Genomic DNA, 23,267 nt, shown 5'->3' on the forward strand with positions numbered 1-23,267 from the left:
GATTCACATCGAGCATGTATCTCAGGAGTAATGAGTACATGAATCCAGTGTAGCCAGCCTTGAGGCTCCCTCAGTGCATTTGAGAAGATTCTCAATGATACCAGGGCGTTAGCGCCTGACGTACCGCGCTTATCAGACGCTTTTTCCATGGCACCGTCGAGGTGCGGTACTGCAAAAAAAGACTGCCGAGCGCTTTTTCATCGTCAAGCTCCAGCATCGAGAGCTGCGCGTTATCTTTGAGCGTGGCAAACCATGGCCAGGGCACCACCGCCAGTAGCGGCGCTTCGCGCAGCGCGCCGGGAAGCTGGGCGTAATCGGTGCCGATAAACCCCAGCCGCCGCGTCAGGCCACTGCGCGCCAGCTGGCGATCCAGCTCGTTTTCTGGCTGTGGCCACGGGTGACAATAGGCGTGCGGATAGTCGCACAACCCCGCAAGCGTCAGGCTGTTTTTCCCGGCAAGCGCAGGGCGAAGCGGCGGGCCATAAAGGATAACCAGCCGCGTCTGCCCGACGCGCTCATAGTGCAGCGCGCTAAGCTGCTTCTGGTGATCGCCCACTGCCAGCAGCAAATCAATCGAACCATCCACCAGATCGTCACGCCAGGCGCGCCGCTCGAACGCCACGCACTCGACGCTCGCCTGCGCCTGATGCGCTTTTTGCGCAAGAACAGGGGCGAGCAGCGTATTGAGCGCGGGCGGCACCACCACCCGAAAACGCCGCTCGTGCGGCTGCGGCTCGCCGAACATCTCTTCATTCAGCGAAACGAACAGCGGCACCAGTTTATCGCGCAGCGCCTGCGCAAAAGGCGTTGGATGCTGGCGATTCCCTTCGCGTCGAAACAGCGGATCGCCCAGCGCTTCACGCAGGCGCGAGAGTGCGTGGCTCACGGCCGAAGGCGTAATATTGAGCCGCTGCGCCGTCTCGCCGGTCGTACCCGTCTGTAGCATCACATAGAGCACTTTCAGCAGGTTCATATCCAGTTGCAGGATATTCATCAGATGTCATTCCAATTGAGCCGCATTAAAAAGGCGCTGATTATACTGCGTCTCCTTATTCAGGAGATGATAATGAAACCCCGTATCGCACTTTTTTCTTGTCTGATGTCACTGCTCTCTGTACCCGCGCATGCCGCGCTCGACCCCGCCCAGCCGCTCGCCGAGGCACCGCCGTATTCCCTTTTTGAAGCCTGGGCGAAGCCCGTTCAGCCCTTCGCCATCTGGCCTGGCGTCTGGTACGTCGGCACCGAAAACCTCTCGTCGGTGCTGATCACTACACCGCAGGGCCACATCCTGATTGACGCGGGCCTTGATGCCAGCGCGCCGCAAATCAGGCGCAACATTGAAGCGCTCGGTTTTCGCATGGCCGATATTCGCTACATCGCGAACAGCCATGCGCGGCTCGATCAGGCGGGCGGCATCGCGAGGCTTAAAGCGTGGAGCGGCGCGCGCGTTATCGCAAGCCACGCCAATGCAGAGCAGATGGCGCGCGGTGGTAAAGAGGATTTCGCGCTGGGCGACGCGCTGCCGTTCCCGCCAGTGACGGTGGATATTGAGGCGCAGGACGGGCAGCAGTGGCATCTGGGCGGCGTGACGCTTGCGGCCATTTTCACGCCAGGCCATCTTCCGGGAGCGACCTCATGGAAAGTCACACTCGCTGACGGTAAAACGCTTATCTATGCCGACAGCCTCGCGACGCCGGGGTATCCGCTTATCAACAACCGCAACTATCCGACGCTGGTGGAAGATATCCGTCGCAGTTTTGCGCGGCTTGAGGCGCAACAGGTGGATATTTTTCTTGCCAACAAAGGCGAGCGTTTTGGCCTGATGGATAAAATGGCGCGCAAGGCGAGGGGAGAGAATAACGCGTTTATCGATAAAGCAGGGCTGGCGCGCTATGTCGCGCAGTCGCGGGCGGCTTTTGAGAAACAGCTGGCAGCGCAGCGCGCGCAGCCATAAAAAGAAGCCCTCTGCATACGCAGAGGGCCGAAGCGTCAGACGTTTTTACGTTCGATCGTCTGTTCGCCCCAGAAGAGCGAATCTTTATCGGTTTTCTTAAAGGCGCGAATGAGCACTTCATCGCTGCCTTCTTCCCAGATTTTCTCGGCCATCACCTCGTCATAATCGGCCACTTCAAAAATCGCTTCGGCGATCTCAGGGGACGTATTACGCAGGCTGGCCCATTCCCCCACGTGATGGGTTTTCGATTCTTGTGTTGGCATGCTTTCCTCCGGTGAAGTGAGTGAGTTAGCCTTTCATTTTGACGGCGAGGCCCGCCACGTATTCGCCCTGATAGCGGGCGATCGCCAGTTCTTCCTGGCTTGGCTGGCGTGAACCGTCGCCGCCTGCGATGGTGGTCGCGCCGTAAGGCGTTCCGCCGCGAACCGTGGAAATATCAAACAGCTCCTGCGCCCCGTAACCGATAGGCACAATGATCATTCCATGATGAGCAAGCGTAGTCCATGTGGAGGAGATCGTGTGCTCCTGACCGCCGCCCGTTCCGGTTGAGCTAAACACGCTCGCCAGTTTGCCGTACAGCGCGCCGGAGGCCCACAGGCCGCCGGTCTGGTCAAAGAAGGTACGCATCTGGCCAGACATATTGCCGAAACGGGTCGGGGTTCCGACGATAATCGCGTCGTAATCGGCGAGCTCCTGCGGCGTGGCGACCGGCGCATTTTGCGTTTTCCCGCCCGCTTTCGCGAAGGCTTCCGCCTGCATAGTTTCCGGCACGCGCTTAATTGTCACTTCCGCGCCCTGAACCTTTTCGGCGCCTTCCGCCACTGCGTGCGCCAGCGTTTCGACATGCCCGTACATGGAATAATAAAGCACCAGAACTTTCGCCATCAGCCTTGCTCCTGTATCAGTGGTTGCCACAGCCGTTATCGCTGCGCTCATCTATAAAGCATATGCCCCTGATGGCAGAGTGCAAACCGGCAGCTAAAAAATCTTTAAAAATAAGAGTTTATCTATGAATGGGGTGTTTGTAGCATCAGATCACATTTTTTAAGCGCTGAAATTTTTCAATCATAAGAATGCCTTATTAATCGTTTCGTCAGTTTTACGGGCGAAACGCCAGATTGATGTTGCTAAATGTTTCCGAAAAGTGGCAGGAGCAAGCACCCTGGCTAAGCTTTTAATCACGCGGCAACGATAACGGCTCCGGCCAGTGCCGTGAGGTGAAAGAATCCTCTTTTACTGAATGCAGTATGATGTCTAATGATTCACACAATCTGGAGGTCAGAAATGGCAAACCATCGTGGTGGTTCAGGTAATTTCGCAGAAGATCGTGACAGAGCATCAGAAGCAGGTCGTAAAGGTGGCCAGCACAGCGGCGGGAACTTCAAAAATGACCCGCAACGCGCCTCCGAAGCCGGGAAAAAAGGGGGTAAAAACAGTCATGGCGGCGGCCGTAGCTAGTGCCACGCATGACCGTTATTAACCATCCCATGTACGTCAAAGGTTAATAGCACCCCTGACCGCCGGGCATTCCCGGCGGTTTCTTTATGCCTGCGGGGGCGGCTCCTGTGGCGCAAGTACCGGCTCCGGCGTCTGAGCCTGTTTGCGGCTTAACAGCGCATTGAGCGCAATCGCTCCAAAGGTGGCGGTGCCGATGCCGCCAAGCGTAAAGCCGCCTACCGTGAGCGCAAAATCACCCGCGCCCAGCACCAGCGTTACCGCCACCATAATCAGGTTGCCGTTCTGGCTCAGATCCACATGGTTCTGCACCCAGATACGCGCGCCCGCGACCGCAATCAGCCCGAACACCACAATCGACGCGCCGCCGATAACCGGGGCCGGAATGGTGTGAATTAGCGCGCCGAATTTTGGCGAGAAGCCGAGCAGCAGGGCGATCGCTGCCGCCGCCACAAAGACCAGCGTCGAGTAGACTTTCGTCACCGCCATCACGCCGATATTCTCCGCATAGGTCGTTACACCGCTGCCGCCCACCGCGCCGGAAAGCATCGTCGCCAACCCGTCGCCGACAAACGCGCGCCCCATATACGGGTCCATATTGCGCCCGGTCATGCCCGCGACCGCTTTCAGATGCCCGAGGTTTTCCGCCACCAGAATCACGGCGACCGGCGCAATCAGCATGATGGCCTGCACGTTAAACGTGGGCGCGGCGAAGTGCGGCAGGCCGAACCACGCGGCCCGCGCCACCGGCGTAAAATCCACCGGCTTGCCGAAGCCCAGCACATTGGTGAACAGCGCATACAGCGCCCAGGCGGCGATAAGCCCCATCAGGATCAGCAGCCGCTGCACCATGCCGCGCGTAAACACCGCCACGAGGCCAATACAGAGCACGGTCATCACCGCCATCCAGCCGTCAAAGCCGCTGGCGGAGACGCTTTTAACCGCAATCGGCGCGAGATTAAGCCCAATCGCCATCACGACGGCCCCGGTGACGACCGGCGGCATCAGCCGTTCTATCCAGCGCGTGCCCGATTTCATCACCACCACGCCGATAAGCGTATACAACAAGCCGCAGGCGATAATCCCGCCCAGCGCCACGCTCATATTCGGGTTCAGTCCCTGGCCGTTAAAGCCGGTCGCGGCGATCACCACCCCCACGAAAGCGGCGCTGGAGCCGAGATAGCTCGGCACCCGTCCGCCGGTAATCACAAAAAACAGCAGCGTGCCGATGCCGGACATCAGAATCGACAAGTTCGGGTCGAGCCCCATTAAAAGCGGCATCAGGACCGTCGCGCCAAACATCGCCACCGCGTGCTGTACGCCCATGACCAGCGTCTGGCCGGCGGAGAGCGTTTCGTCCGGAGCCACCACGCCGCCCGCGGGGCCGGCAGGTTTACGCCAGTGAGGAAACCAGGAATTGGCCATAGGTATCTCCTGTGGAGCTAAGAGGCGAGCCCGCAGACGGGGCGCGCGAGGGCATGATAACGCCGGTCAAACCAGACCAGCCCGTGCGTATCGTCATTACGTGAGATTTCCAGCACCCGGCACAGCAGCACGTCGTGGGTGGAGACCGGCACCACCTGTTCCACCCGGCAGTCAAAGGAGACCACCGCGCCGTCGAGCTTCGGAGAGCCGGTGACGCCGCGATGCCAGCGGGCGGCGGCGAAGCGCTCTTCCATCGGGGTTTTGCCGCCGAAGAGGCCAGAGAGCGCCTCGTGCCCGGCGGCGAGCGTGTTGACGCACAACTGCCCGTTGGCCTGAAACACCGGCCAGACGGAGGCGTTGCGGTTCAGACACACCAGCAGCGTCGGTGGGCTGTCCGTCACGCTGCACACCGCCGAGGCGGTAAAGCCCGCCATGCCCGCCGGGCCGTCGGTAGTCACAATATTCACCGCCGCGCCGAGGCGGGACATTGCATCGCGAAAAGCCTGTTGTTCACTCATAACCCCTCCTTAAACGATCGCGCAGGCGTCTTCAAAGGCAAGACGAGGCAGGCGCGGATGCAGTTTTTCGGTATCGCCATAGCCGATATTGATAAGCAGATTGCTCTTCCAGGGAGTGCCGCTGAAGAATTCGGCGTCCACCGCCGCGCGGTCAAAGCCGGACATCGGGCCGGTATCAAGCCCCAGCGCCCGGCAGGCCATGATCAGATACCCGGCCTGTAGCGAGCTATTGCGAAACGCAGTCTCCTCAGCCAACGCCGGGCTGGAGGTGAACCAGGCGCGGGCGTCGGCATAGGGAAACAGCGTCGGCAGCGCCTCGTAAAATTCACTGTCCCAGGCGACGATGGCGGTCACCGGTGCCTGCATGGTTTTCTCAACGTTGCCGCTGGAGAGCGCGGGTTTCAGGCGGGCTTTAGCCTCCGGCGTGGTAACAAACAGCAGCCGCCCCGGCGAGCAGTTGGCGGAGGTCGGGCCGAGGCGCACCATCTCATAGAGATCGCGCAGCTGCGCGTCGCTGACGGGCGTTTCCCGCCAGGCGCTGTGGGTGCGGGCGTCGGTAAATAACGTGGCGAGCGCGCTGGCGCTCAGAGCTTCGCTCATACGGTCTCCTTGTGGGGCGCGGGCGCAAGTGATGCCAGCCCGGCATAAAGCAGAGAATGAAACGGCTGGGGCGCGGTGACGTTGCAGGCGTGGCCGCCGAAGTCCATCACGTCAAGACGGCTATGGGGCAACGCCTCGTGCAGCGCCTGCGAACAGGTCCACGGCACCAGCATGTCATCGCGCGCGCAGATAATCTGAACCGGCGTGATAACGCGCGCGGCGCGCTCGCGATAATCGGCGTTTTTCAGCGCCCACAGCCTGCGCAGCAGGTTTTCGGTGCCCTGAAAATGGGCGTTATGCAGCGCTTCTTCGGCTTCGAGGCGCGGCTGATTCTCCTGCGCCCACGACGGCGGGTAGAGAAACAGCGGTTGCGCGGCGATATACGCTGCAGGGCCGCTGTCGAGCAGCAGCCGCTCGCGGGCTTCAAAGCAGCGGCGCGTCCAGGCGCTGAGTGACAGCCAGCCGTTAACGATAACCAGCGCGCTCACCGCCTCCGGAAACGCCAGCGCCAGTTCAAGACCCACCAGCCCGCCAAGCGCGTGGCCAAGCACCGCATAGCGATGCACGCCGTGGATTAACAGCGCGCGGTGCAGCTCCTGCGCCATATCGGCGAGCGTATAGCCCTCCGGCAGCGTATCGGCGTTATCGCCGGTGCCGCGCTGGTCATACACCACCACCTGATAATCGCGACTCAGCGCGCTCTGCTGCGCCAGCCAGTAACCGCCAAGCCCGCCGAGGCCCGCTATCATCACCATCACCGGCGCGCCGGGAAAGGGCGCTTCGCTTACACGCAGTTTCATCATGCGCCTCCCGGCTGTCCGATATGGGCGACCGTCGCTATCTCCACCAGCGCCTCCGGTTTCACCAGCCCGCACTGAATACAAAAGCGCGCCGGTTTATCACCGGGGAAAAACTCCGCGTATATCTCGTTAATCGCGGCGTAGTTTTTCCAGTCGGTAATAAAGATCGAGTTGAACGTCACGTCCTCCATCGTCCCGCCCGCCGTTTCGATAATGCGCCGAATCGTCTCCAGCACATGGCGGGTTTGCGCCTTTGGGTCGCCGGGATACACCACATTGTTGGCGCTATCAAAAGGCAGCGTGCCGGAGACATAGACCACGCCGTCTGCGAGCGTGCCGGGCACAAAGGGCGCGATGGGCGTGCTGGTGCCGGGCGGAATAATGACCTGTTTTGGCATAACGACTCCTTACGCGATGCGGGCGAGGGCTTCTGGTGAGAGCGCGTCGCAGAAGCTCTGCACGTCGCTCACCCAGCCGAAAAAGGTTTCGATATTAAACAGCGCCGCCTGCTGGGCGAACGGCGGCCCGGCCTGGTGCGTGGCGTCTTCCAGCACCACGCCGAAATATTCCAGGAAAAAACCGTCGCGCAGCGTCGATTCCACGCAGACATTAGTGGCGATGCCGGTAAAGACCAGATGGCGGATATTGCGCGCACGCAGCATGCTGTCGAGCGGCGTGTTGAAAAAGCCGCTGTAGCGCGGTTTCGGCAGTACGATATCGCCGGGAAGCGGCGTCAGTTCATCCACCAGCTGATAGTCCCAACTGCCTTTCGCCAGCAGCTTGCCGTGCAGCTCCGGACGGCGGCGCATGGTTTTCAGCGCGTTCGATTTGTGGAAGTTTGGCGAGCCGGGGCCGCCCGCTTCGAGATAGTCGCTGTCCCAGCCGTTCTGGAACCAGACGATGGTCATGCCCGCCTCGCGTGCGGCCGCCACGGCGGTTTTGATGTTCTCTATCACCGGCGCGGTGGCCGAGACGTCAAACCCCGCCAGATCCAGATAGCCGCCCTGGCTTGCGTAGGCGTTTTGCATATCCACCACAATCAGCGCGCTCTGTTCCGGCGCGAAGGTAAGCGCCTCGGGGCGCGCCGTCAGCGTTATCGTATTCATCAGGCCACCTCCTGCGTCACGCGCAGATGATCGCGACAGCGCATCAGCGGCTGAATATGTTCGCCAAAGGCGTCGATACCGGTCAGGAAGTCGTCGAACGTCAGCAGCACGCCTTCGGTGCCCGGCACGGCGGCGACTTCATCCAGCATCCGTGCGACGCTCGCGTAAGAGCCGACCAGCGTTCCCATATTGATGTTGACCGCCGAGGTCGGGTCCGCCATCTGGCGCACGTTGGTATCCGCGCCTGAGCGGGTATCTTTCTGGCTCTGCTCGGTGAGCCACGACAGCGCCTCTTCATCGGCACCGGCTTTGTAGTGCTCCCATTTGGCGCGCGCCGCTTCGTCGGTCTCATCGGCGATCACCATAAAGAGCACGTAAGAGCCCACATCGCGCCCGGCTTTTTCGGCCGCCGCTTTCATGCGCGCGGCGGTCGGCGCGAACGCGGCGGGCGTGTTGACGCCCTTACCAAAGCAGAAGTTGTAGTCGGCGTGCTGTGCGGAAAACGCCATACCCGCGTCGCTCTGGCCTGCGCAGATCACTTTCATCGGCTGCTGCGGGCGCGGGCTGACGCGGCAGTCGTTCATCGTGAAGTAGTCGCCTTTGAAATCGCTCCGTCCGGTATCCCAGAGGTCGCGCAGCACATGGACATATTCAGTGAGATAGTCGTAGCGGCGCGAGAAGTAGTCATCGCCCGGCCACAGGCCCATCTGCTCATACTCCGGCTTCTGCCAGCCGGTCACGAGATTCACGCCAAACCGTCCGCCGGAGATGGAGTCGATAGTTGACGCCATGCGCGCCACAATCGCGGGCGGCAGCGTGAGCGTGGCGGCGGTGGCGTAAATCTGTATACGCGAGGTTACAGCGGCGAGGCCCGCCATTAAGGTGAACGACTCCAGATTGTGATCCCAGAATTCGGTCTTTCCGCCGAAGCCGCGCAGTTTGATCATCGAGAGCGCAAAATCGAACTGCTGCTGCTCGGCTTTCTGCACAATAGCTTTATTCAGCTCGAACGTCGGCATGTATTGCGGGGCATGGGTGGAGATCAGCCAGCCGTTATTTCCGATAGGCACAAAGACACCAATTTTCATCACGAACCTCTCTTTTGCAGGTGAAAGAACCGTCGCGTGGCGTTGCATCCTGCACGTCCTGTGCCGCGCTCAGAGAGGGTTTTGCAAAGCGAATGCCAGTTTTGAAAATGCCTTTGTTATCATTGTGTTGAAGAAGTGTGGCATTTTTGCGATTAAAAAAACGGACTGAATGGTCAAAAACGTTGCACAGAAAACAGGCAGCGTTGCGCAATCAAAGTGCAGCGAGGTCGAGCCTGAAGCGCGCTTTTGCTATGCTTGAGCAAAACAAAAAGGAGAGGGCGCATGGCACAAGGCGCGCAAAAAGAGACCGGCAAGCGGTCAAAGGCGGTAGCGGCGAAGAAACAGGCGATACTGGACGCTGGCCTGACGCTGTTTTCCCAGTTCGGCCTGCATGGCACGACGCTTGAACAGGTCGCGGAGCGCTCCGGCGTGTCCAAAACCAATCTGCTCTACTATTTTCCGTCCAAAGAGGCGCTGTATGTCGCCGTGCTAAAGCACATTCTGGATATCTGGCTGGCACCGCTGCGGGCCTTTCGCGCGGATCTGCAACCGCTCGCAGCCATCAGCGAATACATTCGTTTAAAGCTTGAGGTGTCGCGCGATTTTCCCGAGGCCTCGCGGCTGTTCTGTCTGGAGATGCTGCAGGGCGCGCCGCTCCTGATGGCTGAATTGCAGGGAGATTTAAAAGCGCTGGTGGAAACCAAATCGGCCATCATTACCGGCTGGGTGGCAAGCGGCAAGCTCGCGCCCGTCGATCCACACCATTTGATTTTTATGATCTGGGCCACCACCCAGCACTACGCTGATTTCGCCACCCAGGTAGAAGCCGTTACCGGCGCGACGCTCGCCGACGAAGCGTTCTTTAACCGCACCGTCGAGAATGTCCAGCGGATGATTATTGAAGGTGTTCGGGTGCGGTAATGCCTGTTTTTGGTTCCAAAGAAAAAGGCGCCCGCGGGCGCCTTTCGTGTTTATTAACCATCAGCCGATGGTCATCAGGCTGGCGTTGCCGCCTGCGGCGGCGGTGTTGACGCTAAGCGAACGCTCAAGCCACAGGCGCTCCAGCAGCAGGTTGGTTTCCCCGCGTGCGAAGCCCTGCACTGAAACAATCGCGCCGTCGCGCGCGGCCACTTTCTCGCACAGCGCGCGCAGCTGGTCGGAATCACCGTGGTAAATCACCGCATCGAAGCGCTGGCTGAACAGCACGTCCGGTTTGGCGAAGTCGATAATCGCGTTCACGGCGGCCGGAAGCTGTTTGGCCAGCGTGCGTTGCAGCGGCTCGTCAACCCACAGTACGCGGCTGCCCGCGCTGGTGGCGGCGGCGAGCTGTACCAGCAGGTCCTGCTCGTTATCCGCAAGGCACAGCACGCGCTCGCGCGGCAGCAGGGTGTAGGTGTTGCGCTCGCCGGTCGGGCCTGGCAGGGTGCGCTGCACGCCGCTTTGCGACAGCGCGAGGTAGTGCTCGCATAACGCTTTAAGCTCCGGACGGCCTGCGGCCCATTCGGTGAGCGCCTGGTGCGGACGCGTAATCAGCGTTTTGACCTGCGCATCCTGGGCGTAGCGGGCGTCGTGACGCTCAAGCGTCGTCTGCACCGCCGCGTCCGGACGGCTCGCCAGCAGGCGGTAGAGATAGAGCGGCCCGCCCGCTTTCGGCCCGGTGCCGGACAGCCCTTCGCCGCCGAACGGCTGCACGCCGACCACAGCGCCGACCATATTGCGGTTCACATACAGGTTGCCGACGTGCGCGCTGCCGGTCACCTGCGCGATGGTTTCATCGATACGCGTGTGTACGCCAAGCGTCAGGCCGTAACCCGCTTTATTGATCTGCTCAATCAGCCCCGCCAGGTTGTTGCGGTTGTAGCGCACCACGTGCAGCACCGGGCCGAAGACCTCTTTTTTCATCTCATCAAAGCTTTCCAGCTCGATAAGCGTCGGCATCACAAACGTGCCGGTCTGCCATTCACGCGCATCAGCGCTGTTGTCGCGCGCGGCCTGGAAGACTTTGCGGCCTTTAGCGCGCATCGCCTGGATATGGCGCTCGATACCGGCTTTGGCGTCGGCGTCGATAACCGGTCCGATGTCGGTCGTCAGGCGGCCAGGGTTGCCCATCCGGCATTCGGCCATCGCACCTTTCAGCATGGTCAGGGTGTGATCGGCAATCTCTTCCTGGAGGCAGAGCACGCGCAGCGCGGAGCAGCGCTGGCCGGCGCTGTCGAAAGCCGAGGCGACGACATCCACGACCACCTGTTCCGTGAGCGCGGAGGAGTCGACAATCATGGCGTTCAGCCCGCCGGTTTCCGCGATAAGCGGCGTCGGACGGCCCTGCGGGTCAAGACGGTCGGCGATGTTGCGCTGCAACAGCGTCGCCACTTCCGTTGAACCGGTGAACATCACACCACGTACGCGCGGATCGCCCGTGAGCTGCGCGCCGACAGTTTCGCCACGCCCTGGCAGCAGTTGCACCACGCCCTGCGGTACGCCTGCTTCCAGCAGGATCTGAATGCCCTGAGCGGCGATAAGCGGCGTCTGCTCCGCCGGTTTCGCCAGCACGCTGTTGCCTGCGGCAAGCGCGGCGGCCACCTGGCCGGTAAAGATAGCCAGCGGGAAGTTCCACGGGCTGATACAGACCACCGGGCCGAGCGGGCGATGGGTTTCGTTATCGAAATCATCACGCACCTGGCCTGCGTAATAGCGCAGGAAGTCGACCGCCTCGCGCACTTCGGCGATGGCGTTGGCGAAGGTTTTACCCGCTTCGCGCACCAGAATGCCAATCAGCGTCTGGGTCTGGTCTTCCATCAGCACGGCGGCGCGCTCAAGGATAGCGGCGCGCTCCTGCGGCGGCGTGGCGAACCAGATAGGCGCGTTGTTCACCGCGCTTTCCAGTGCCTGCGCCACTTCCGCTTCGGTGGCTTCACGGGCGTAACCGACGATATCACGCGGCTCGGCGGGGTTAATCACCGGTGCCAGCTCGCCGTCGTCCACGGCGTTTTCCAGCATCGGCAGCGCGCGCCATTTTTGCAGCGCGCTGTTGAGCAGTGACGAGGAGAGCGACGCCAGGCGGTGTTCGTTCGCCAGATCAAGCCCGGCGGAGTTGACGCGGCCTTCGCCGTAGAGATCCTGCGGTAACGGGATTTTCGGGTGCGGCAGACCGACGCGGCCTTCCTGCGCGGCCAGCTGTTCGACCGCGCTGACCGGGTCGGCCACCAGATCGTCCAGCGACAGCGTGTTATCGGCGATGCGGTTCACAAACGAGGTATTGGCACCGTTTTCCAGCAGGCGACGCACCAGATAGGCCAGCAGTGTCTCATGGGTGCCGACCGGCGCGTAAATACGGCACGGCCGGTTCAGTTTGCCATCGCTGATTTTACCAACCACCTGCTCATAGAGCGGCTCGCCCATGCCGTGCAGGCACTGAAATTCATACTGGCCAGGGTAGTAGTTCTGGCCCGCCAGATTGTAGATGGCCGCCAGCGTATGGGCGTTGTGGGTGGCGAACTGCGGGTAGATAAGGTTCGGCACCGCCAGCAGTTTTTTCGCGCAGGCGAGGTAGGAGATATCGGTGTAAACCTTGCGGGTGTAAACCGGGTAGCCCTCAAGGCCTTCCATCTGGGCGCGCTTGATTTCGCTGTCCCAGTAAGCGCCTTTCACAAGACGGATCATCAGGCGACGGCGGCTGCGGGTGGCGAGATCGATCAGATAATCGATAACGAACGGGCAGCGCTTCTGGTACGCCTGAATCACAAACCCGATGCCGTTCCAGCCCGCCAGCTCCGGCTCAAAGCAGAGTTTTTCCAGCAGATCGAGGGAGATTTCCAGGCGGTCGGCCTCTTCGGCGTCGATATTAATGCCGATGTCATACTGGCGCGCCAGTAGCGTCAGGGATTTCAGGCGCGGGTAGAGCTCTTCCATCACGCGGTCGTACTGCGCGCGGCTGTAGCGCGGGTGCAGGGCGGAGAGCTTAATTGAAATGCCCGGCCCTTCATAAATGCCGCGCCCGTTGGAGGCTTTGCCGATGGCGTGAATAGCCTGCTGGTAGGAAACCATATAAGCCTGCGCGTCGGCGGCGGTGAGCGCCGCTTCGCCCAGCATATCGTAGGAGTAACGGAAGCCTTTCTCTTCAAGCTTGCGCGCGTTGGCCAGCGCCTCGGCGATGGTTTCGCCGGTGACAAACTGCTCGCCCATCAGACGCATCGCCATGTCCACGCCTTTACGGATAAGCGGCTCGCCGCTCTTGCCAATAATGCGGTTGAGCGAGCGCGACAGGCTGGCTTCGTTGTGCGTCGAGACCAGACGGCCCGTAAACAGCAGGCCCCAGGTGGCGGCGTTGACAAACAGCGACGGGCTGCGGCCAATGTGCGACTGCCAGTTGCCGTTGCTGATTTTGTCGCGGATCAGCGCATCACGCGTGGCTTTATCCGGGATACGCAGCAGCGCTTCGGCAAGGCACATCAGTGCCACGCCTTCCTGCGAGGAGAGCGAAAACTCCTGCAACAGGCTCTGCACCATACCGGCGCGGCCGGAGGCGGTTTTCTGGTTGCGCAGCTTCTCGGCGAGGCTCCAGGCAAGCTTGTGGGTTTTCTCGGCGACCGGCTGCGGCAGACGGGCCTGCTCCAGCAGCATCGGCACCGCGTCGGTTTCCGCGCGACGCCAGGCGGCGGTGATGGCCGCACGGCTGACGGACTGCGGCTGGATCTGTTCAGCAAATTCAAGGAACGGCTGGTGAGTTTCTTCCACTGGCGCTGGTACTTCATCGCTTTCGTTCGCCGCGCCCGCCAGCAGCGCAGGCAGCTCCGGCAGGCCGTCGCTGTTCTCCAGTTGTTCCAGATAATTAAAGATGGCCTGTTTAATCAGCCAGTGCGGCGTGCGGTCGATTTTCGTCGCGGCGGATTTAATGCGCTCGCGGGTGGCGTCGTCCAGCTTGACCCCCATCGTGGTGGTGCCCATGCCCTTACTCCTGTGTCTCGGTCTGTATAAAAAAGGCGAATGATCGGCAATATCTATCATGTTGCAACTTTGTGCAACCTTGTTAAATGTGACCTCGCCAGCAAGCTTAAAAATGAATGAAATGTTAAATATGAAATTGCTATGACGCACCGAAGAAAGGGCAGTTATAAGCTCAGAATCCGGGCCTGGTTAACATTTTTAACAGGTGCAACCGACAAAAGCGTGAGCGAGTGCAACCTATCAAAAAATGTACAGGTTTCACAGATGCAAAACATGTAAATGGTGTGTTAAATCGATTGTGAATAAAAAACGCTTCCGGCAGGATACTGCCGCCACACGACATGACAATAACGCCACCGCTACGTTCCGGCGGTGATAAACGGGGCGACCCGGCCATAACGCGGAGAAGTGAAATGACGACGAGTACACCGATGCTGGTGACTTTCATTATTTATATTTTGGGGATGATACTGATTGGGTTTATTGCGTGGCGCTCCACCAAAAACTTTGATGACTACATTCTCGGCGGGCGCAGTCTCGGGAGCGTGGTGACCGCGCTCTCTGCGGGCGCGTCGGATATGTCTGGCTGGCTGTTGATGGGCCTGCCGGGCGCGGTGTTTCTCTCCGGGATCTCCGAAAGCTGGATAGCCATCGGCCTGACGCTGGGTGCCTGGATCAACTGGAAGCTGGTAGCAGGGCGCCTGCGCGTTCACACCGAGCACAACAATAACGCCCTGACGTTACCGGATTATTTCACCGGCCGTTTTGAAGATAACAGCCGTCTGCTGCGGATCATCTCGGCGCTGGTGATTTTGCTGTTCTTCACCATTTACTGCGCTTCAGGCATCGTGGCGGGCGCGCGCCTGTTCGAAAGCACCTTCGGTATGAGCTACGAAACCGCGCTCTGGGCGGGGGCTGCGGCGACGATTCTTTACACCTTCATTGGCGGGTTCCTGGCGGTGAGCTGGACCGATACCGTGCAGGCGAGCCTGATGATTTTCGCGTTGATCCTGACGCCGGTGATTGTGATTTTCGCGGTCGGCGGGCTGGACGATTCGCTGGCCGTTATCAAGCAGAAGAGCATCGAAAATATCGACATGCTCAAGGGCCTGAACCTGGTGGCGATTATCTCGCTGATGGGCTGGGGACTGGGCTATTTCGGCCAGCCGCACATTCTGGCGCGCTTTATGGCGGCGGATTCTCACCACACCATCGTCAACGCGCGTCGCATCTCCATGACCTGGATGATCCTGTGCCTCGCGGGCGCAGTGGCCGTTGGTTTCTTCGGCATCGCCTACTTTAACGAGCATCCTGACCAGGCGGCCGCGGTGAACCAGAACGGCGAGCGCGTGTTTATTGAACTGGCGCAGATCCTCTTTAACCCGTGGATTGCCGGTATCCTGCTGTCGGCAATTCTGGCGGCGGTGATGTCAACGCTGAGCTGCCAGCTGCTGGTCTGCTCCAGTGCCATTACCGAAGACCTCTATAAAGCGTTCCTGCGTAAAGGCGCGAGCCAGAAAGAGCTGGTGTGGGTCGGGCGTATGATGGTGCTGGTGGTGGCGCTGGTCGCCATTGCGCTGGCCGCGAACCCGGAAAACCGCGTGCTGGGTCTGGTGAGCTACGCGTGGGCGGGCTTTGGCGCGGCCTTCGGCCCGGTGGTGCTGTTCTCGGTGATGTGGTCGCGCATGACGCGCAACGGCGCGCTGGCGGGCATGATCATCGGCGCGGTGACGGTTATCGTCTGGAAACAGTTCGCGTGGTTTAACCTTTACGAAATCATTCCGGGCTTTATCTTTGCAAGCCTCGGTATCGTGGTGGTGAGCCTGATGGGCAAAGCGCCGTCGGCCTCCATGCAGGCGCGCTTTGAAAAAGCGGACGAGGAGTATCACACGCCTGCGCCGTCTAAGCTTCGCGCCAGCTAAGCGTCTTAACAAACCCGCCACCCGGCGGGTTTTTTCTTTTTCATCAATCCGGTAGCTTGCCAGACGCCGCGATTTACGCTGTTATCGTCGCGTTCACCCATAACAAAAAAGGACAGGATGATGGCGATTCACAAGATTATTGTTTCACTCGCGCTGGCGGCGACGCTCGCCGGTTGCGCGCCGCACGCGCCAGAACAGGCGCCGCGCTGCGCGGCGCAAAACCGCATGACGCAAACCACGCTGTACTTTGGCCTCAACCGGCCCTCCGGCCCGGTAATTACCGCAGACGAGTGGCAGCGTTTTGTGGATAACGACGTCACGCCGCGCTTTCGCGACGGGCTGACGGTGTTTGACGCGCGCGGGCAGTGGCTCGGTAACGATGGCAAGGTGGCGCGCGAGCCGAGCAAGGCGCTGATGCTGATTCACGCCAGTGACAGCGCGAGCGAGAAGGGGATTGAAGCTCTGCGCGGAATTTACAAATCGCGCTTTGCGCAGGAGTCGGTCATGCGCGTCGATGAAAGCGTGTGTGTGCAGTTCTGAAAAAGGCGGGGGAGACCCCGCCTTTTCTTTTACAGCACCAGCCCGGCGAAGGCCGCGGAGAGTAAACTCACCAGCGTTGCGCCATAGACCAGACGCAGGCCAAAACGCGACACCGCGTTACCCTGCGGCTCGTTCAGGCCCTTAATCGCCCCGGCCACAATGCCGATGGACGCGAAGTTGGCAAACGACACCAGGAAGACCGACAGAATACCGAGACCGCGCGGGGAGAGCGTCGCGGCGATTTTTTGCAGCTCGATCATCGCCACGAACTCATTAGCGACCAGCTTGGTGGCCATAATGCCGCCTGCCGTCAGGGCATCCTGCGCCGGAATGCCGATAAGCCAGGCGAGCGGGTAAAACACGTAGCCCAGCAGTTGCTGGAAGCTCTGACCGAACAGCGTCAGGAACAGCGCATTCACCGCGCTGATAATGGCGATAAAGCCAATCAGCATCGCGAGAATAATCATCGCCACTTTAAAGCCCGCCAGAATGTACTCGCCGAGCATCTCGAAAAAGCTTTGTGATTCATGCAGCTTTTCAAGCTTCACTTCCGGCTCATCCTGCGGGCGCGTCGGGTTGATAACCGAGAGAATAATGAACGTGCTGAAGAGGTTAAGCACCAGCGCCGCCACCACATATTTCGCCTCGATCATCGACATATACGCGCCAACGATGGAGAGCGAAACGGTGGACATGGCGGTCGCCGCCATTGTGAACAGCCGACGCGAGGAGAGATCCGCCAGCACGCCTTTATAGGCGATAAAGTTTTCCGACTGGCCGAGGATCAGTGAACTGACAGCGTTAAAGGATTCCAGCTTACCCATGCCGTTAACTTTCGACAGCAGCGTACCGATGACGCGGATAAAAATTGGCAGAATGCGCCAGTGTTGCAGAATGCCGATGAGCGCGGAGATAAACACGATAGGGCAGAGCACGCCGAGAAAGACAAACGCGAGACCTTTCTGGCTCATGCCGCCGAAGACAAAATCGGTGCCCTGGGCCGCGAAGTGCAGCAGCGAGGAGAACGCCCCGGCAATCGACTGGATAACCAGCAGCCCGGCCTGTGCATGCAGGAAGAACCAGGCGAGCGCCGCTTCAATCACAATCAGCTGAAGAATATAACGCAGGCGGATCTTTTTACGGTCAAAGCTTGCGAGCCACGCGAGCAGGAGTATCGCCACCACGGCGAAAATAAAATGCAGTATGGTTGTCATAGTTACGCAGGTGTCTGAAAGAAAAATAGTTAGCCACATAAAAACGGGCCGGTAAACAGCGCGCTAAGCATAATTTCCCGCATCGTTATCTGGCAAATGGAATAAGAAAAAGCGATGGCTGACTATTTTTCAGATGAATGTTTTCAGAGTGCGGTGGAAAGAGAAAACGCGGCGCCGGGCCAGCCAGTTTCGCTTATGGTTTCGTTGAGTGACTACTCAACTTCGCAACTTTTACACTTCGTCATACTTATCCCCACATTTCGCTTGTTTTTCTTTTGGCGGTAATGATAATCACTTTCACTCCCGTTTACGTTTCTTTGCATCAGTTGACCTGATTTCACACTTACAGGTGCCCGAATGTTTGTTCCTTTTCTGATTATGCTGCGTGAAGGCCTTGAAGCAGCGCTCATCGTCAGCCTTATCGCGAGCTATCTTAAACGTACCCAGCGCGGCAACTGGCTTGGCGTAATGTGGGCAGGCGTGTTTCTCGCCGCCGCGCTCTGCCTGGGCCTCGGTATTTTTATCAATGAAACCACCGGTGAGTTCCCGCAAAAAGAGCAGGAGCTGTTTGAAGGGCTTGTGGCGACAGTCGCCGTCGTGATCCTCACCTGGATGGTGTTCTGGATGCGTAAAGTCTCCCGTAACGTAAAAGGCGAACTGGAGCAGGCCGTAGATCGCGCGCTGAAACGCCCTGGCGGTCACGGCTGGGCGCTGATCATGATGGTGTTTTTCGCGGTCGCTCGCGAGGGCCTGGAATCGGTCTTCTTCCTGCTGGCGGCGTTTGGCCAGGATGTCGGCGTCTGGCCGCCGCTCGGCGCAATGCTGGGCCTGGCGACCGCCGTGGTGCTCGGTTTTCTGCTCTACTGGGGCGGCATTCGTCTTAATCTCGGCGCGTTTTTCCGCTGGACCAGCCTCTTTATTTTGCTCGTCGCCGCCGGGCTCGCGGCGGGTGCCATTCGCGCGTTTCATGAGGCCGGACTGTGGAATCACTTCCAGGCCGTCGCGTTTGATTTCAGCAATGTGCTCTCTACGCATTCGCTCACCGGCACGCTGCTGGAAGGTATTTTCGGCTACCAGGAAGCGCCGACCGTCAGCGAAGTGGCGGTATGGTTTATCTATCTGATCCCGGCGCTGGCGTTTTATGCGCTGCCAGCGCGCGCCGGTGCGCGCGTCTCCGGGAACGCCTGATTTTTTGCCGCGCCCGTGCGTGGCTTAGTTACAACATACTTTTAGAGGGATGGTCATGACGAATCAACTTCGCCGTAGCGCGCTTTCCGTGACGCTGCTGGCGCTTATCAGCTCCGCCTTTGCCGCCCGCGCGGCGGATATTCCGCAGGTGAAAGTCACCGTAAACGACAAACAGTGCGAGCCGATGACGCTCACGGTAAACGCCGGTAAAACCCAGTTCATCATCCTGAACCACAGCCAGAAGGCGCTGGAGTGGGAAATCCTTAAAGGCGTGATGGTCGTCGAAGAGCGCGAAAACATCGCGCCAGGCTTTAGCCAGAAGATGACCGCTAACCTGGAGCCGGGTGAATATGACATGACCTGCGGCCTGCTGAGCAACCCGAAAGGCAAGCTTATCGTCAAGGCCGCCGGTGGTGAAAAAGCGGCGGCGAAGAGCGATCTGATGTCGCTGGAAGGCGCTGTGACCGAGTATAAAACCTGGGTGAGCGCCGAAACCGCCGCGCTGGTTTCCGGCACCAAAGCGTTTACCGACGCGGTAAAAGCAGGCGATATCGCCAAAGCGAAATCCCTCTACGCGCCCACTCGCCAGCACTATGAGCGCATTGAGCCTATCGCCGAGCTGTTCTCCGATCTCGACGGCAGCATCGACGCCCGCGAAGACGATTACGAACAGAAAGCGGCCGACCCGAAATTCACCGGCTTCCACCGTCTGGAAAAAGCGCTGTTTGGCGATAACAGCGTCAAAGGCATGGATCAGTATGCCGACAAACTTAACAGCGACGTGCTGGAGCTGCAAAAACGCATCAGTGAACTGGCTTTCCCGCCGGGCAAAGTCGTGGGCGGTGCGGCGGGTCTTATTGAAGAAGTGGCGGCCAGTAAAATCAGCGGTGAAGAAGATCGCTACAGCCACACCGACCTGTGGGATTTCCAGGCCAATATCGATGGCGCGCAGAAAATCGTGAATCTGTTGCGTCCGCAACTGCAAAAAGAGAACGCGCCGCTGCTCGCGAAAGTGGACGCGAACTTTAAAAAAGTGGATGCGATCCTTGCGAAATATCGCACCAAAGAGGGCTTTGAGACTTACGACAAGCTGACCGACGCTGACCGCAACGCGCTCAAGGGGCCGATTACCTCGCTTGCTGAAGATCTCTCGTTGCTGCGTGGCGTGCTCGGACTGGACTAAGCGTGATGCAAGAACATGATATTCACGGCGTACCGCAACCGGCGCGCCGCCGTCTGCTGAAAGGGCTGGGCGCGCTGACCGGCGCGCTCGCGGTCACCGGCGGTTGTCCGGTGGCGCATGGCGCGCAACCGCAAAGCGCGCCCGGTACGCTGCCTCCGGACGCGCGTCAGGAGACGCAGCCGTTTTACGGCGCGCATCAGGCAGGTGTGCTGACGCCGCAGCAGGCGTCGATGATGCTGGTGGCCTTCGATGTGCTGGCGGGAAACAAAGCCGATCTCGAACGGCTGTTCCGTTTGCTCACCGACCGCATCGCGTTTTTAACCGCGGGCGGCCCGGCGCCGCAGACGCCGAACCCGCGTCTGCCGCCGATGGATTCCGGTATTCTGGGGCCGGTGATTGCGCCGGATAACCTGACGATCACCGTGTCGCTGGGGCGTTCTTTATTTGACGATCGCTACGGCCTTGCGCCGCAGATGCCGAAAAAGCTGCAAAAGATGGAGCGTTTCCCGAACGATTCACTGGACGCGGCGCTGTGCCACGGCGATCTGCTGCTGCAAATCTGCGCCAATACCCAGGATACAGTGATCCATGCGCTGCGCGATATCATTAAGCACACGCCGGATCTGCTGAGCGTGCGCTGGAAGCGTGAAGGGTTTATCTCCGATCACGCGGCGCGCAGTCGCGGCAAAGAGACGCCGGTTAACCTGCTCGGTTTTAAAGACGGCACCGCAAACCCCGATACGCGTAATACCGCGTTAATGGACAGCGTGGTGTGGGTAACGCCGGATCAGGGCGAGCCCGCGTGGGCGGTGGGCGGCAGTTATCAGGCCGTGCGCATTATTCAGTTCCATGTGGAGTTCTGGGACCGCACGCCGCTCAAAGAGCAGCAGACGATTTTCGGGCGCGACAAGCAGACCGGCGCGCCGCTCGGTATGCAGCATGAGCATGACGTGCCGGACTACAGCAAAGATCCCGAAGGCAACGTAATTGCGCTCGACAGCCACATCCGGCTCGCGAACCCGCGCACACCCGAGACGCAGTCCAGCCTGATGGTGCGCCGCGGCTACAGCTATTCGCTCGGCGTGACCAACGCAGGCCAGCTCGACATGGGCCTGCTGTTTGTCTGCTACCAGCACGATCTCGAAAAGGGATTTTTAACGGTGCAAAAACGGCTTAACGGCGAGGCGCTGGAGGAGTACGTGAAACCCATCGGCGGCGGCTATTTCTTTGTGCTGCCGGGGGTGGCGGATAAATCCCGCTTCCTGGCCGACGGCCTGCTGCAAGCCTGACGAAGCCCCGCCACCACGGCGGGGTTTTTGTTTTCATTTGCTAACAATTTTCGCGCGGACATGGCAGAGCATTTTCGCGGCGGCTATTCTGTTGATACATTTCTGTAATATTTTTCTGTCATAAAAGATGCATCAGACGTGCAGTCTCAAAAGTTATCTTTTAGTAAATATTATGTTGCAAAGTTGATAATTTTTGTTGTACTTAAAGTGTTAGCGGTAGTTCCCCTCTGTGGCAGCAGTAGCACGATGGAGATCGCGAATGGTAGCGTCCAGAACTGGACTTAAACGGAAAACAACCCGCACCACCCGGCGCGGAGGAGCCTCCTCCGGCAGCGTTATCTCCACCCCCTCAGAAACGTTCAAAGCTTCTCACCCTGTTCCAGACGATGCGGTAAGCGGTGCGCGTAGCCGTACTACCGCGTCTTTTCGACCGGCAATCTATGGCTTAAAAGGAAGCCAAACCTCAAATGTTTGTGCGCATAATCGCGTCCATCAGCAGGACGCGGCTCATGTAAACCAACTTAACAAGGTGCCATCCATGGGAAGACAGAAAGCAGTGATCAAAGCTCGTCGTGAAGCAAGACGCGTTCTCAGACGAGATTCACGCAGCCACCGGCAGCGTGAAGAGGAATCGGTCACCACGCTTGTGCAAATGAGTGGCGTTGAAGCAATCGGCATGGCGCGGGACAGCCGCGATAACGCGCCGATTGTCGCTCGTACCGACGCTCAGGCGCATTATCTTGAGGCTATTGAGAGCAAACAGCTGATATTCGCCACCGGCGAAGCCGGATGCGGCAAAACGTTTATCAGCGCGGCGAAAGCCGCTGAGGCCCTGATTCATAAGGATGTCGACAGGATAATTGTCACCCGCCCGGTTCTGCAGGCCGATGAAGATCTCGGCTTCCTGCCCGGCGATATCTCTGAGAAGTTCGCCCCGTATTTCCGCCCGGTGTATGACGTGCTGGTGCGCCGTCTTGGTGCTTCCTTCATGCAATATTGCCTGCGCCCGGAAATCGGGAAAGTTGAGATTGCGCCGTTCGCCTATATGCGCGGACGTACCTTTGAAAACGCCGTCGTGATTCTGGACGAGGCCCAGAACGTGACAGCCGCGCAGATGAAGATGTTTTTAACCCGCCTCGGGGAGAACGTGACCGTGATAGTCAATGGCGACATCACCCAGTGCGATTTGCCGGCGGGCGTGCAGTCCGGCCTGAGCGACGCGCTGGCGCGTTTTGAGGAAGATGAGATGATTGGCATCGTTCGGTTCGGTAAAGCCGATTGCGTGCGTTCCGCGCTCTGCCAGCGAACGCTTAACGCCTACGATTAAGCTCGCCTGATATCACCATGTAAAAGCCCAACGTGTGTTGGGCTTTTTTTATCTTTGCGGTTTCTTTGCGGCCGGAAGGTGGGTGCGCTTACGCTTACCCACCCTACGGGCGGTTTTGTAGGGCAGGTAAGCGGAGCGCACCTGCCGTTTCGCAGACGAATGGTGGGTGCGCTTACGCTTACCCACCCTACGGAAGGTTTTATAGGGCAGGTAAGCGGAGCGCACCTGCCAATGCAGGCGAATGGTGGGTGCGCTTGCGCTTCCCCACCCTACGGAAGGTTTTGTAGGGCAGGTAAGCGGAGCGCACCTGCCGTTTTCCTGGCGCGATATAAAAGCAAAAAAGCCCGTACTCGTGTACAGGCTCTTTCTTTAAATATGGCGGTGAGGGAGGGATTGATTCGGCCCGTTGGGCCTCACCCTGCGGGCAGTCAGCTCGCGTGGCTCGCAGACTGTCCCCCTGGCTGCGCCAGTGGTCGAACCCGGGTCGAGGCTTCTCATCCCTACCGGGTCGGAGCGATATAAAAACAAAAAAGCCCGTACTCGCGTACAGGCTCTTTCTTTGAATATGGCGGTGAGGGAGGGATTCGAACCCTCGATACGTTGCCGTATACACACTTTCCAGGCGTGCTCCTTCAGCCACTCGGACACCTCACCATATTGTCTTGCTGCCTCGCGTAGCGGGGCAACGGGGCGCTACTATAGGGATCTGCATGA

Annotated in this window: 21 protein-coding genes, 1 tRNA gene and 1 other RNA gene; 9 read left to right on the forward strand and 14 right to left on the reverse strand. The window is 59.4% G+C overall.

The genetic code is table 11. The features are described from left to right. Positions 1–91: 91 nt before the first annotated feature. Entirely contained in the window at positions 92–994 is a 903-nt protein-coding gene (locus ACUW6V_RS06520) for a LysR family transcriptional regulator (RefSeq protein ID WP_004385407.1), read from the reverse strand. 72 nt (positions 995–1,066) lie between these two features. Here ACUW6V_RS06520 and blaCSR point away from each other — a divergent pair, with 72 nt between their 5' ends. Continuing rightward, positions 1,067–1,954, forward strand: a complete 888-nt coding sequence (blaCSR, locus tag ACUW6V_RS06525) for a CSR family subclass B3 metallo-beta-lactamase-like protein (protein ID WP_454038145.1) — start codon at positions 1,067–1,069, stop codon at positions 1,952–1,954. A 35-nt stretch (positions 1,955–1,989) separates the two neighbouring features. Here blaCSR and ACUW6V_RS06530 read toward each other — a convergent pair whose 3' ends face one another. Together ACUW6V_RS06530 and wrbA are read right to left on the reverse strand one after the other, a co-directional pair. Beyond that, positions 1,990–2,217 (reverse strand): YccJ family protein, encoded by a 228-nt coding sequence (locus ACUW6V_RS06530; RefSeq protein WP_004385405.1) that lies wholly within the window; start codon positions 2,215–2,217, stop codon positions 1,990–1,992. Positions 2,218–2,242: 25 nt separating this feature from the next. After that, a complete protein-coding gene (wrbA, locus tag ACUW6V_RS06535; RefSeq protein ID WP_007898023.1) occupies positions 2,243–2,839 on the reverse strand; it encodes an NAD(P)H:quinone oxidoreductase in 597 nt (198 codons plus the stop codon). Between the two features lie 399 nt (positions 2,840–3,238). On the opposite strand from wrbA, the gene ACUW6V_RS06540 reads away from it, so the two are divergent. Further along, positions 3,239–3,412, forward strand: coding sequence for a con-10 family general stress protein (locus tag ACUW6V_RS06540; protein ID WP_007866642.1), 174 nt, complete (start codon positions 3,239–3,241; stop codon positions 3,410–3,412). Between the two features lie 84 nt (positions 3,413–3,496). Here the strand turns inward: ACUW6V_RS06540 and rutG are convergent, their stop codons facing one another. Genes rutG through rutA form a run of 7 tightly spaced genes read right to left on the reverse strand, consistent with a single transcriptional unit; the run spans position 3,497 to position 8,946 of the window. Then, positions 3,497–4,834 (reverse strand): pyrimidine utilization transport protein G, encoded by a 1,338-nt coding sequence (rutG, locus tag ACUW6V_RS06545; protein WP_454038146.1) that lies wholly within the window; start codon positions 4,832–4,834, stop codon positions 3,497–3,499. A 17-nt stretch (positions 4,835–4,851) separates the two neighbouring features. Next, on the reverse strand, positions 4,852–5,352 hold the full coding sequence (rutF, locus tag ACUW6V_RS06550; protein WP_454038147.1) for an NADH-dependent FMN reductase RutF: 501 nt from the start codon (positions 5,350–5,352) through the stop codon (positions 4,852–4,854). 9 nt (positions 5,353–5,361) lie between these two features. Next, complete coding sequence (locus ACUW6V_RS06555) at positions 5,362–5,952, reverse strand: malonic semialdehyde reductase (RefSeq protein ID WP_104676040.1); 591 nt, start codon at positions 5,950–5,952, stop codon at positions 5,362–5,364. Continuing rightward, the gene (gene rutD / locus ACUW6V_RS06560) at positions 5,949–6,752 is read right to left on the reverse strand and encodes a pyrimidine utilization protein D (protein ID WP_041460722.1); all 804 of its coding nucleotides are present in this window, start codon (positions 6,750–6,752) and stop codon (positions 5,949–5,951) included. Before rutD ends, ACUW6V_RS06555 begins: the two co-directional genes overlap by 4 nt. After that, positions 6,752–7,150 (reverse strand): pyrimidine utilization protein C, encoded by a 399-nt coding sequence (gene rutC / locus ACUW6V_RS06565; protein WP_454038148.1) that lies wholly within the window; start codon positions 7,148–7,150, stop codon positions 6,752–6,754. The genes rutD and rutC overlap by 1 nt, the downstream gene beginning before the upstream one ends. Before the next feature lie 9 nt (positions 7,151–7,159). Continuing rightward, complete coding sequence (rutB, locus tag ACUW6V_RS06570; protein WP_097570455.1) at positions 7,160–7,858, reverse strand: pyrimidine utilization protein B; 699 nt, start codon at positions 7,856–7,858, stop codon at positions 7,160–7,162. Beyond that, positions 7,858–8,946 (reverse strand): pyrimidine utilization protein A, encoded by a 1,089-nt coding sequence (rutA, locus tag ACUW6V_RS06575; protein ID WP_004385397.1) that lies wholly within the window; start codon positions 8,944–8,946, stop codon positions 7,858–7,860. Before rutA ends, rutB begins: the two co-directional genes overlap by 1 nt. Before the next feature lie 282 nt (positions 8,947–9,228). Here rutA and rutR point away from each other — a divergent pair, with 282 nt between their 5' ends. Continuing rightward, a complete protein-coding gene (gene rutR / locus ACUW6V_RS06580; RefSeq protein ID WP_007898015.1) occupies positions 9,229–9,867 on the forward strand; it encodes an HTH-type transcriptional regulator RutR in 639 nt (212 codons plus the stop codon). Between the two features lie 60 nt (positions 9,868–9,927). Here the strand turns inward: rutR and putA are convergent, their stop codons facing one another. Next, positions 9,928–13,890 carry a trifunctional transcriptional regulator/proline dehydrogenase/L-glutamate gamma-semialdehyde dehydrogenase gene (gene putA / locus ACUW6V_RS06585; protein ID WP_454038149.1) on the reverse strand — a complete coding sequence of 1,321 codons (3,963 nt, stop codon included), beginning with the start codon at positions 13,888–13,890 and terminating at the stop codon, positions 9,928–9,930. A 413-nt stretch (positions 13,891–14,303) separates the two neighbouring features. On the opposite strand from putA, the gene putP reads away from it, so the two are divergent. Then, positions 14,304–15,812: a sodium/proline symporter PutP gene (gene putP / locus ACUW6V_RS06590; RefSeq protein ID WP_029038936.1), complete on the forward strand. Its 1,509-nt coding sequence runs from the start codon at positions 14,304–14,306 to the stop codon at positions 15,810–15,812. Positions 15,813–15,929: 117 nt separating this feature from the next. Beyond that, positions 15,930–16,352 (forward strand): DUF3574 domain-containing protein, encoded by a 423-nt coding sequence (locus ACUW6V_RS06595; RefSeq protein ID WP_097581891.1) that lies wholly within the window; start codon positions 15,930–15,932, stop codon positions 16,350–16,352. A 29-nt stretch (positions 16,353–16,381) separates the two neighbouring features. Here the strand turns inward: ACUW6V_RS06595 and ACUW6V_RS06600 are convergent, their stop codons facing one another. Then, positions 16,382–17,566, reverse strand: a complete 1,185-nt coding sequence (locus ACUW6V_RS06600; RefSeq protein ID WP_004387577.1) for a NupC/NupG family nucleoside CNT transporter — start codon at positions 17,564–17,566, stop codon at positions 16,382–16,384. A 357-nt stretch (positions 17,567–17,923) separates the two neighbouring features. Between ACUW6V_RS06600 and efeU the strand changes: the two genes are divergently transcribed. From efeU to phoH, 4 genes are all read left to right on the forward strand, one after another. After that, the gene (efeU, locus tag ACUW6V_RS06605) at positions 17,924–18,754 is read left to right on the forward strand and encodes an iron uptake transporter permease EfeU (protein ID WP_004387575.1); all 831 of its coding nucleotides are present in this window, start codon (positions 17,924–17,926) and stop codon (positions 18,752–18,754) included. Between the two features lie 55 nt (positions 18,755–18,809). Further along, complete coding sequence (gene efeO, locus ACUW6V_RS06610; protein ID WP_054624906.1) at positions 18,810–19,937, forward strand: iron uptake system protein EfeO; 1,128 nt, start codon at positions 18,810–18,812, stop codon at positions 19,935–19,937. A gap of 5 nt (positions 19,938–19,942) precedes the next feature. Beyond that, entirely contained in the window at positions 19,943–21,226 is a 1,284-nt protein-coding gene (gene efeB, locus ACUW6V_RS06615) for an iron uptake transporter deferrochelatase/peroxidase subunit (RefSeq protein ID WP_454038217.1), read from the forward strand. A 538-nt stretch (positions 21,227–21,764) separates the two neighbouring features. Next, complete coding sequence (gene phoH, locus ACUW6V_RS06620; RefSeq protein WP_004387572.1) at positions 21,765–22,553, forward strand: phosphate starvation-inducible protein PhoH; 789 nt, start codon at positions 21,765–21,767, stop codon at positions 22,551–22,553. Positions 22,554–22,929: 376 nt separating this feature from the next. On the opposite strand, the gene ACUW6V_RS06625 is transcribed toward phoH, so the two are convergent. Together ACUW6V_RS06625 and ACUW6V_RS06630 are read right to left on the reverse strand one after the other, a co-directional pair. After that, positions 22,930–23,072: non-coding RNA, RtT sRNA (locus tag ACUW6V_RS06625), on the reverse strand. A 47-nt stretch (positions 23,073–23,119) separates the two neighbouring features. Continuing rightward, a tRNA-Ser gene (locus ACUW6V_RS06630) sits at positions 23,120–23,207 on the reverse strand. Between the last annotated feature and the right edge of the window lie 60 nt (positions 23,208–23,267).

The organism is Cronobacter sp. 153480017-3 (assembly GCF_053627815.1).

Excerpts from the sequence above, each read along its gene's own strand:
- ACUW6V_RS06520 (WP_004385407.1), bottom strand. The coding sequence starts at position 994 with ATGAATATCCTGCAACTGGATATGAACCTGCTGAAAGTGCTCTATGTG.
- blaCSR (WP_454038145.1), top strand. The coding sequence starts at position 1,067 with ATGAAACCCCGTATCGCACTTTTTTCTTGTCTGATGTCACTGCTCTCT.
- ACUW6V_RS06530 (WP_004385405.1), bottom strand. The coding sequence starts at position 2,217 with ATGCCAACACAAGAATCGAAAACCCATCACGTGGGGGAATGGGCCAGC.
- wrbA (WP_007898023.1), bottom strand. The coding sequence starts at position 2,839 with ATGGCGAAAGTTCTGGTGCTTTATTATTCCATGTACGGGCATGTCGAA.
- ACUW6V_RS06540 (WP_007866642.1), top strand. The coding sequence starts at position 3,239 with ATGGCAAACCATCGTGGTGGTTCAGGTAATTTCGCAGAAGATCGTGAC.
- rutG (WP_454038146.1), bottom strand. The coding sequence starts at position 4,834 with ATGGCCAATTCCTGGTTTCCTCACTGGCGTAAACCTGCCGGCCCCGCG.
- rutF (WP_454038147.1), bottom strand. The coding sequence starts at position 5,352 with ATGAGTGAACAACAGGCTTTTCGCGATGCAATGTCCCGCCTCGGCGCG.
- ACUW6V_RS06555 (WP_104676040.1), bottom strand. The coding sequence starts at position 5,952 with ATGAGCGAAGCTCTGAGCGCCAGCGCGCTCGCCACGTTATTTACCGAC.
- rutD (WP_041460722.1), bottom strand. The coding sequence starts at position 6,752 with ATGAAACTGCGTGTAAGCGAAGCGCCCTTTCCCGGCGCGCCGGTGATG.
- rutC (WP_454038148.1), bottom strand. The coding sequence starts at position 7,150 with ATGCCAAAACAGGTCATTATTCCGCCCGGCACCAGCACGCCCATCGCG.
- rutB (WP_097570455.1), bottom strand. The coding sequence starts at position 7,858 with ATGAATACGATAACGCTGACGGCGCGCCCCGAGGCGCTTACCTTCGCG.
- rutA (WP_004385397.1), bottom strand. The coding sequence starts at position 8,946 with ATGAAAATTGGTGTCTTTGTGCCTATCGGAAATAACGGCTGGCTGATC.
- rutR (WP_007898015.1), top strand. The coding sequence starts at position 9,229 with ATGGCACAAGGCGCGCAAAAAGAGACCGGCAAGCGGTCAAAGGCGGTA.
- putA (WP_454038149.1), bottom strand. The coding sequence starts at position 13,890 with ATGGGCACCACCACGATGGGGGTCAAGCTGGACGACGCCACCCGCGAG.
- putP (WP_029038936.1), top strand. The coding sequence starts at position 14,304 with ATGACGACGAGTACACCGATGCTGGTGACTTTCATTATTTATATTTTG.
- ACUW6V_RS06595 (WP_097581891.1), top strand. The coding sequence starts at position 15,930 with ATGATGGCGATTCACAAGATTATTGTTTCACTCGCGCTGGCGGCGACG.
- ACUW6V_RS06600 (WP_004387577.1), bottom strand. The coding sequence starts at position 17,566 with ATGACAACCATACTGCATTTTATTTTCGCCGTGGTGGCGATACTCCTG.
- efeU (WP_004387575.1), top strand. The coding sequence starts at position 17,924 with ATGTTTGTTCCTTTTCTGATTATGCTGCGTGAAGGCCTTGAAGCAGCG.
- efeO (WP_054624906.1), top strand. The coding sequence starts at position 18,810 with ATGACGAATCAACTTCGCCGTAGCGCGCTTTCCGTGACGCTGCTGGCG.
- efeB (WP_454038217.1), top strand. The coding sequence starts at position 19,943 with ATGCAAGAACATGATATTCACGGCGTACCGCAACCGGCGCGCCGCCGT.
- phoH (WP_004387572.1), top strand. The coding sequence starts at position 21,765 with ATGGGAAGACAGAAAGCAGTGATCAAAGCTCGTCGTGAAGCAAGACGC.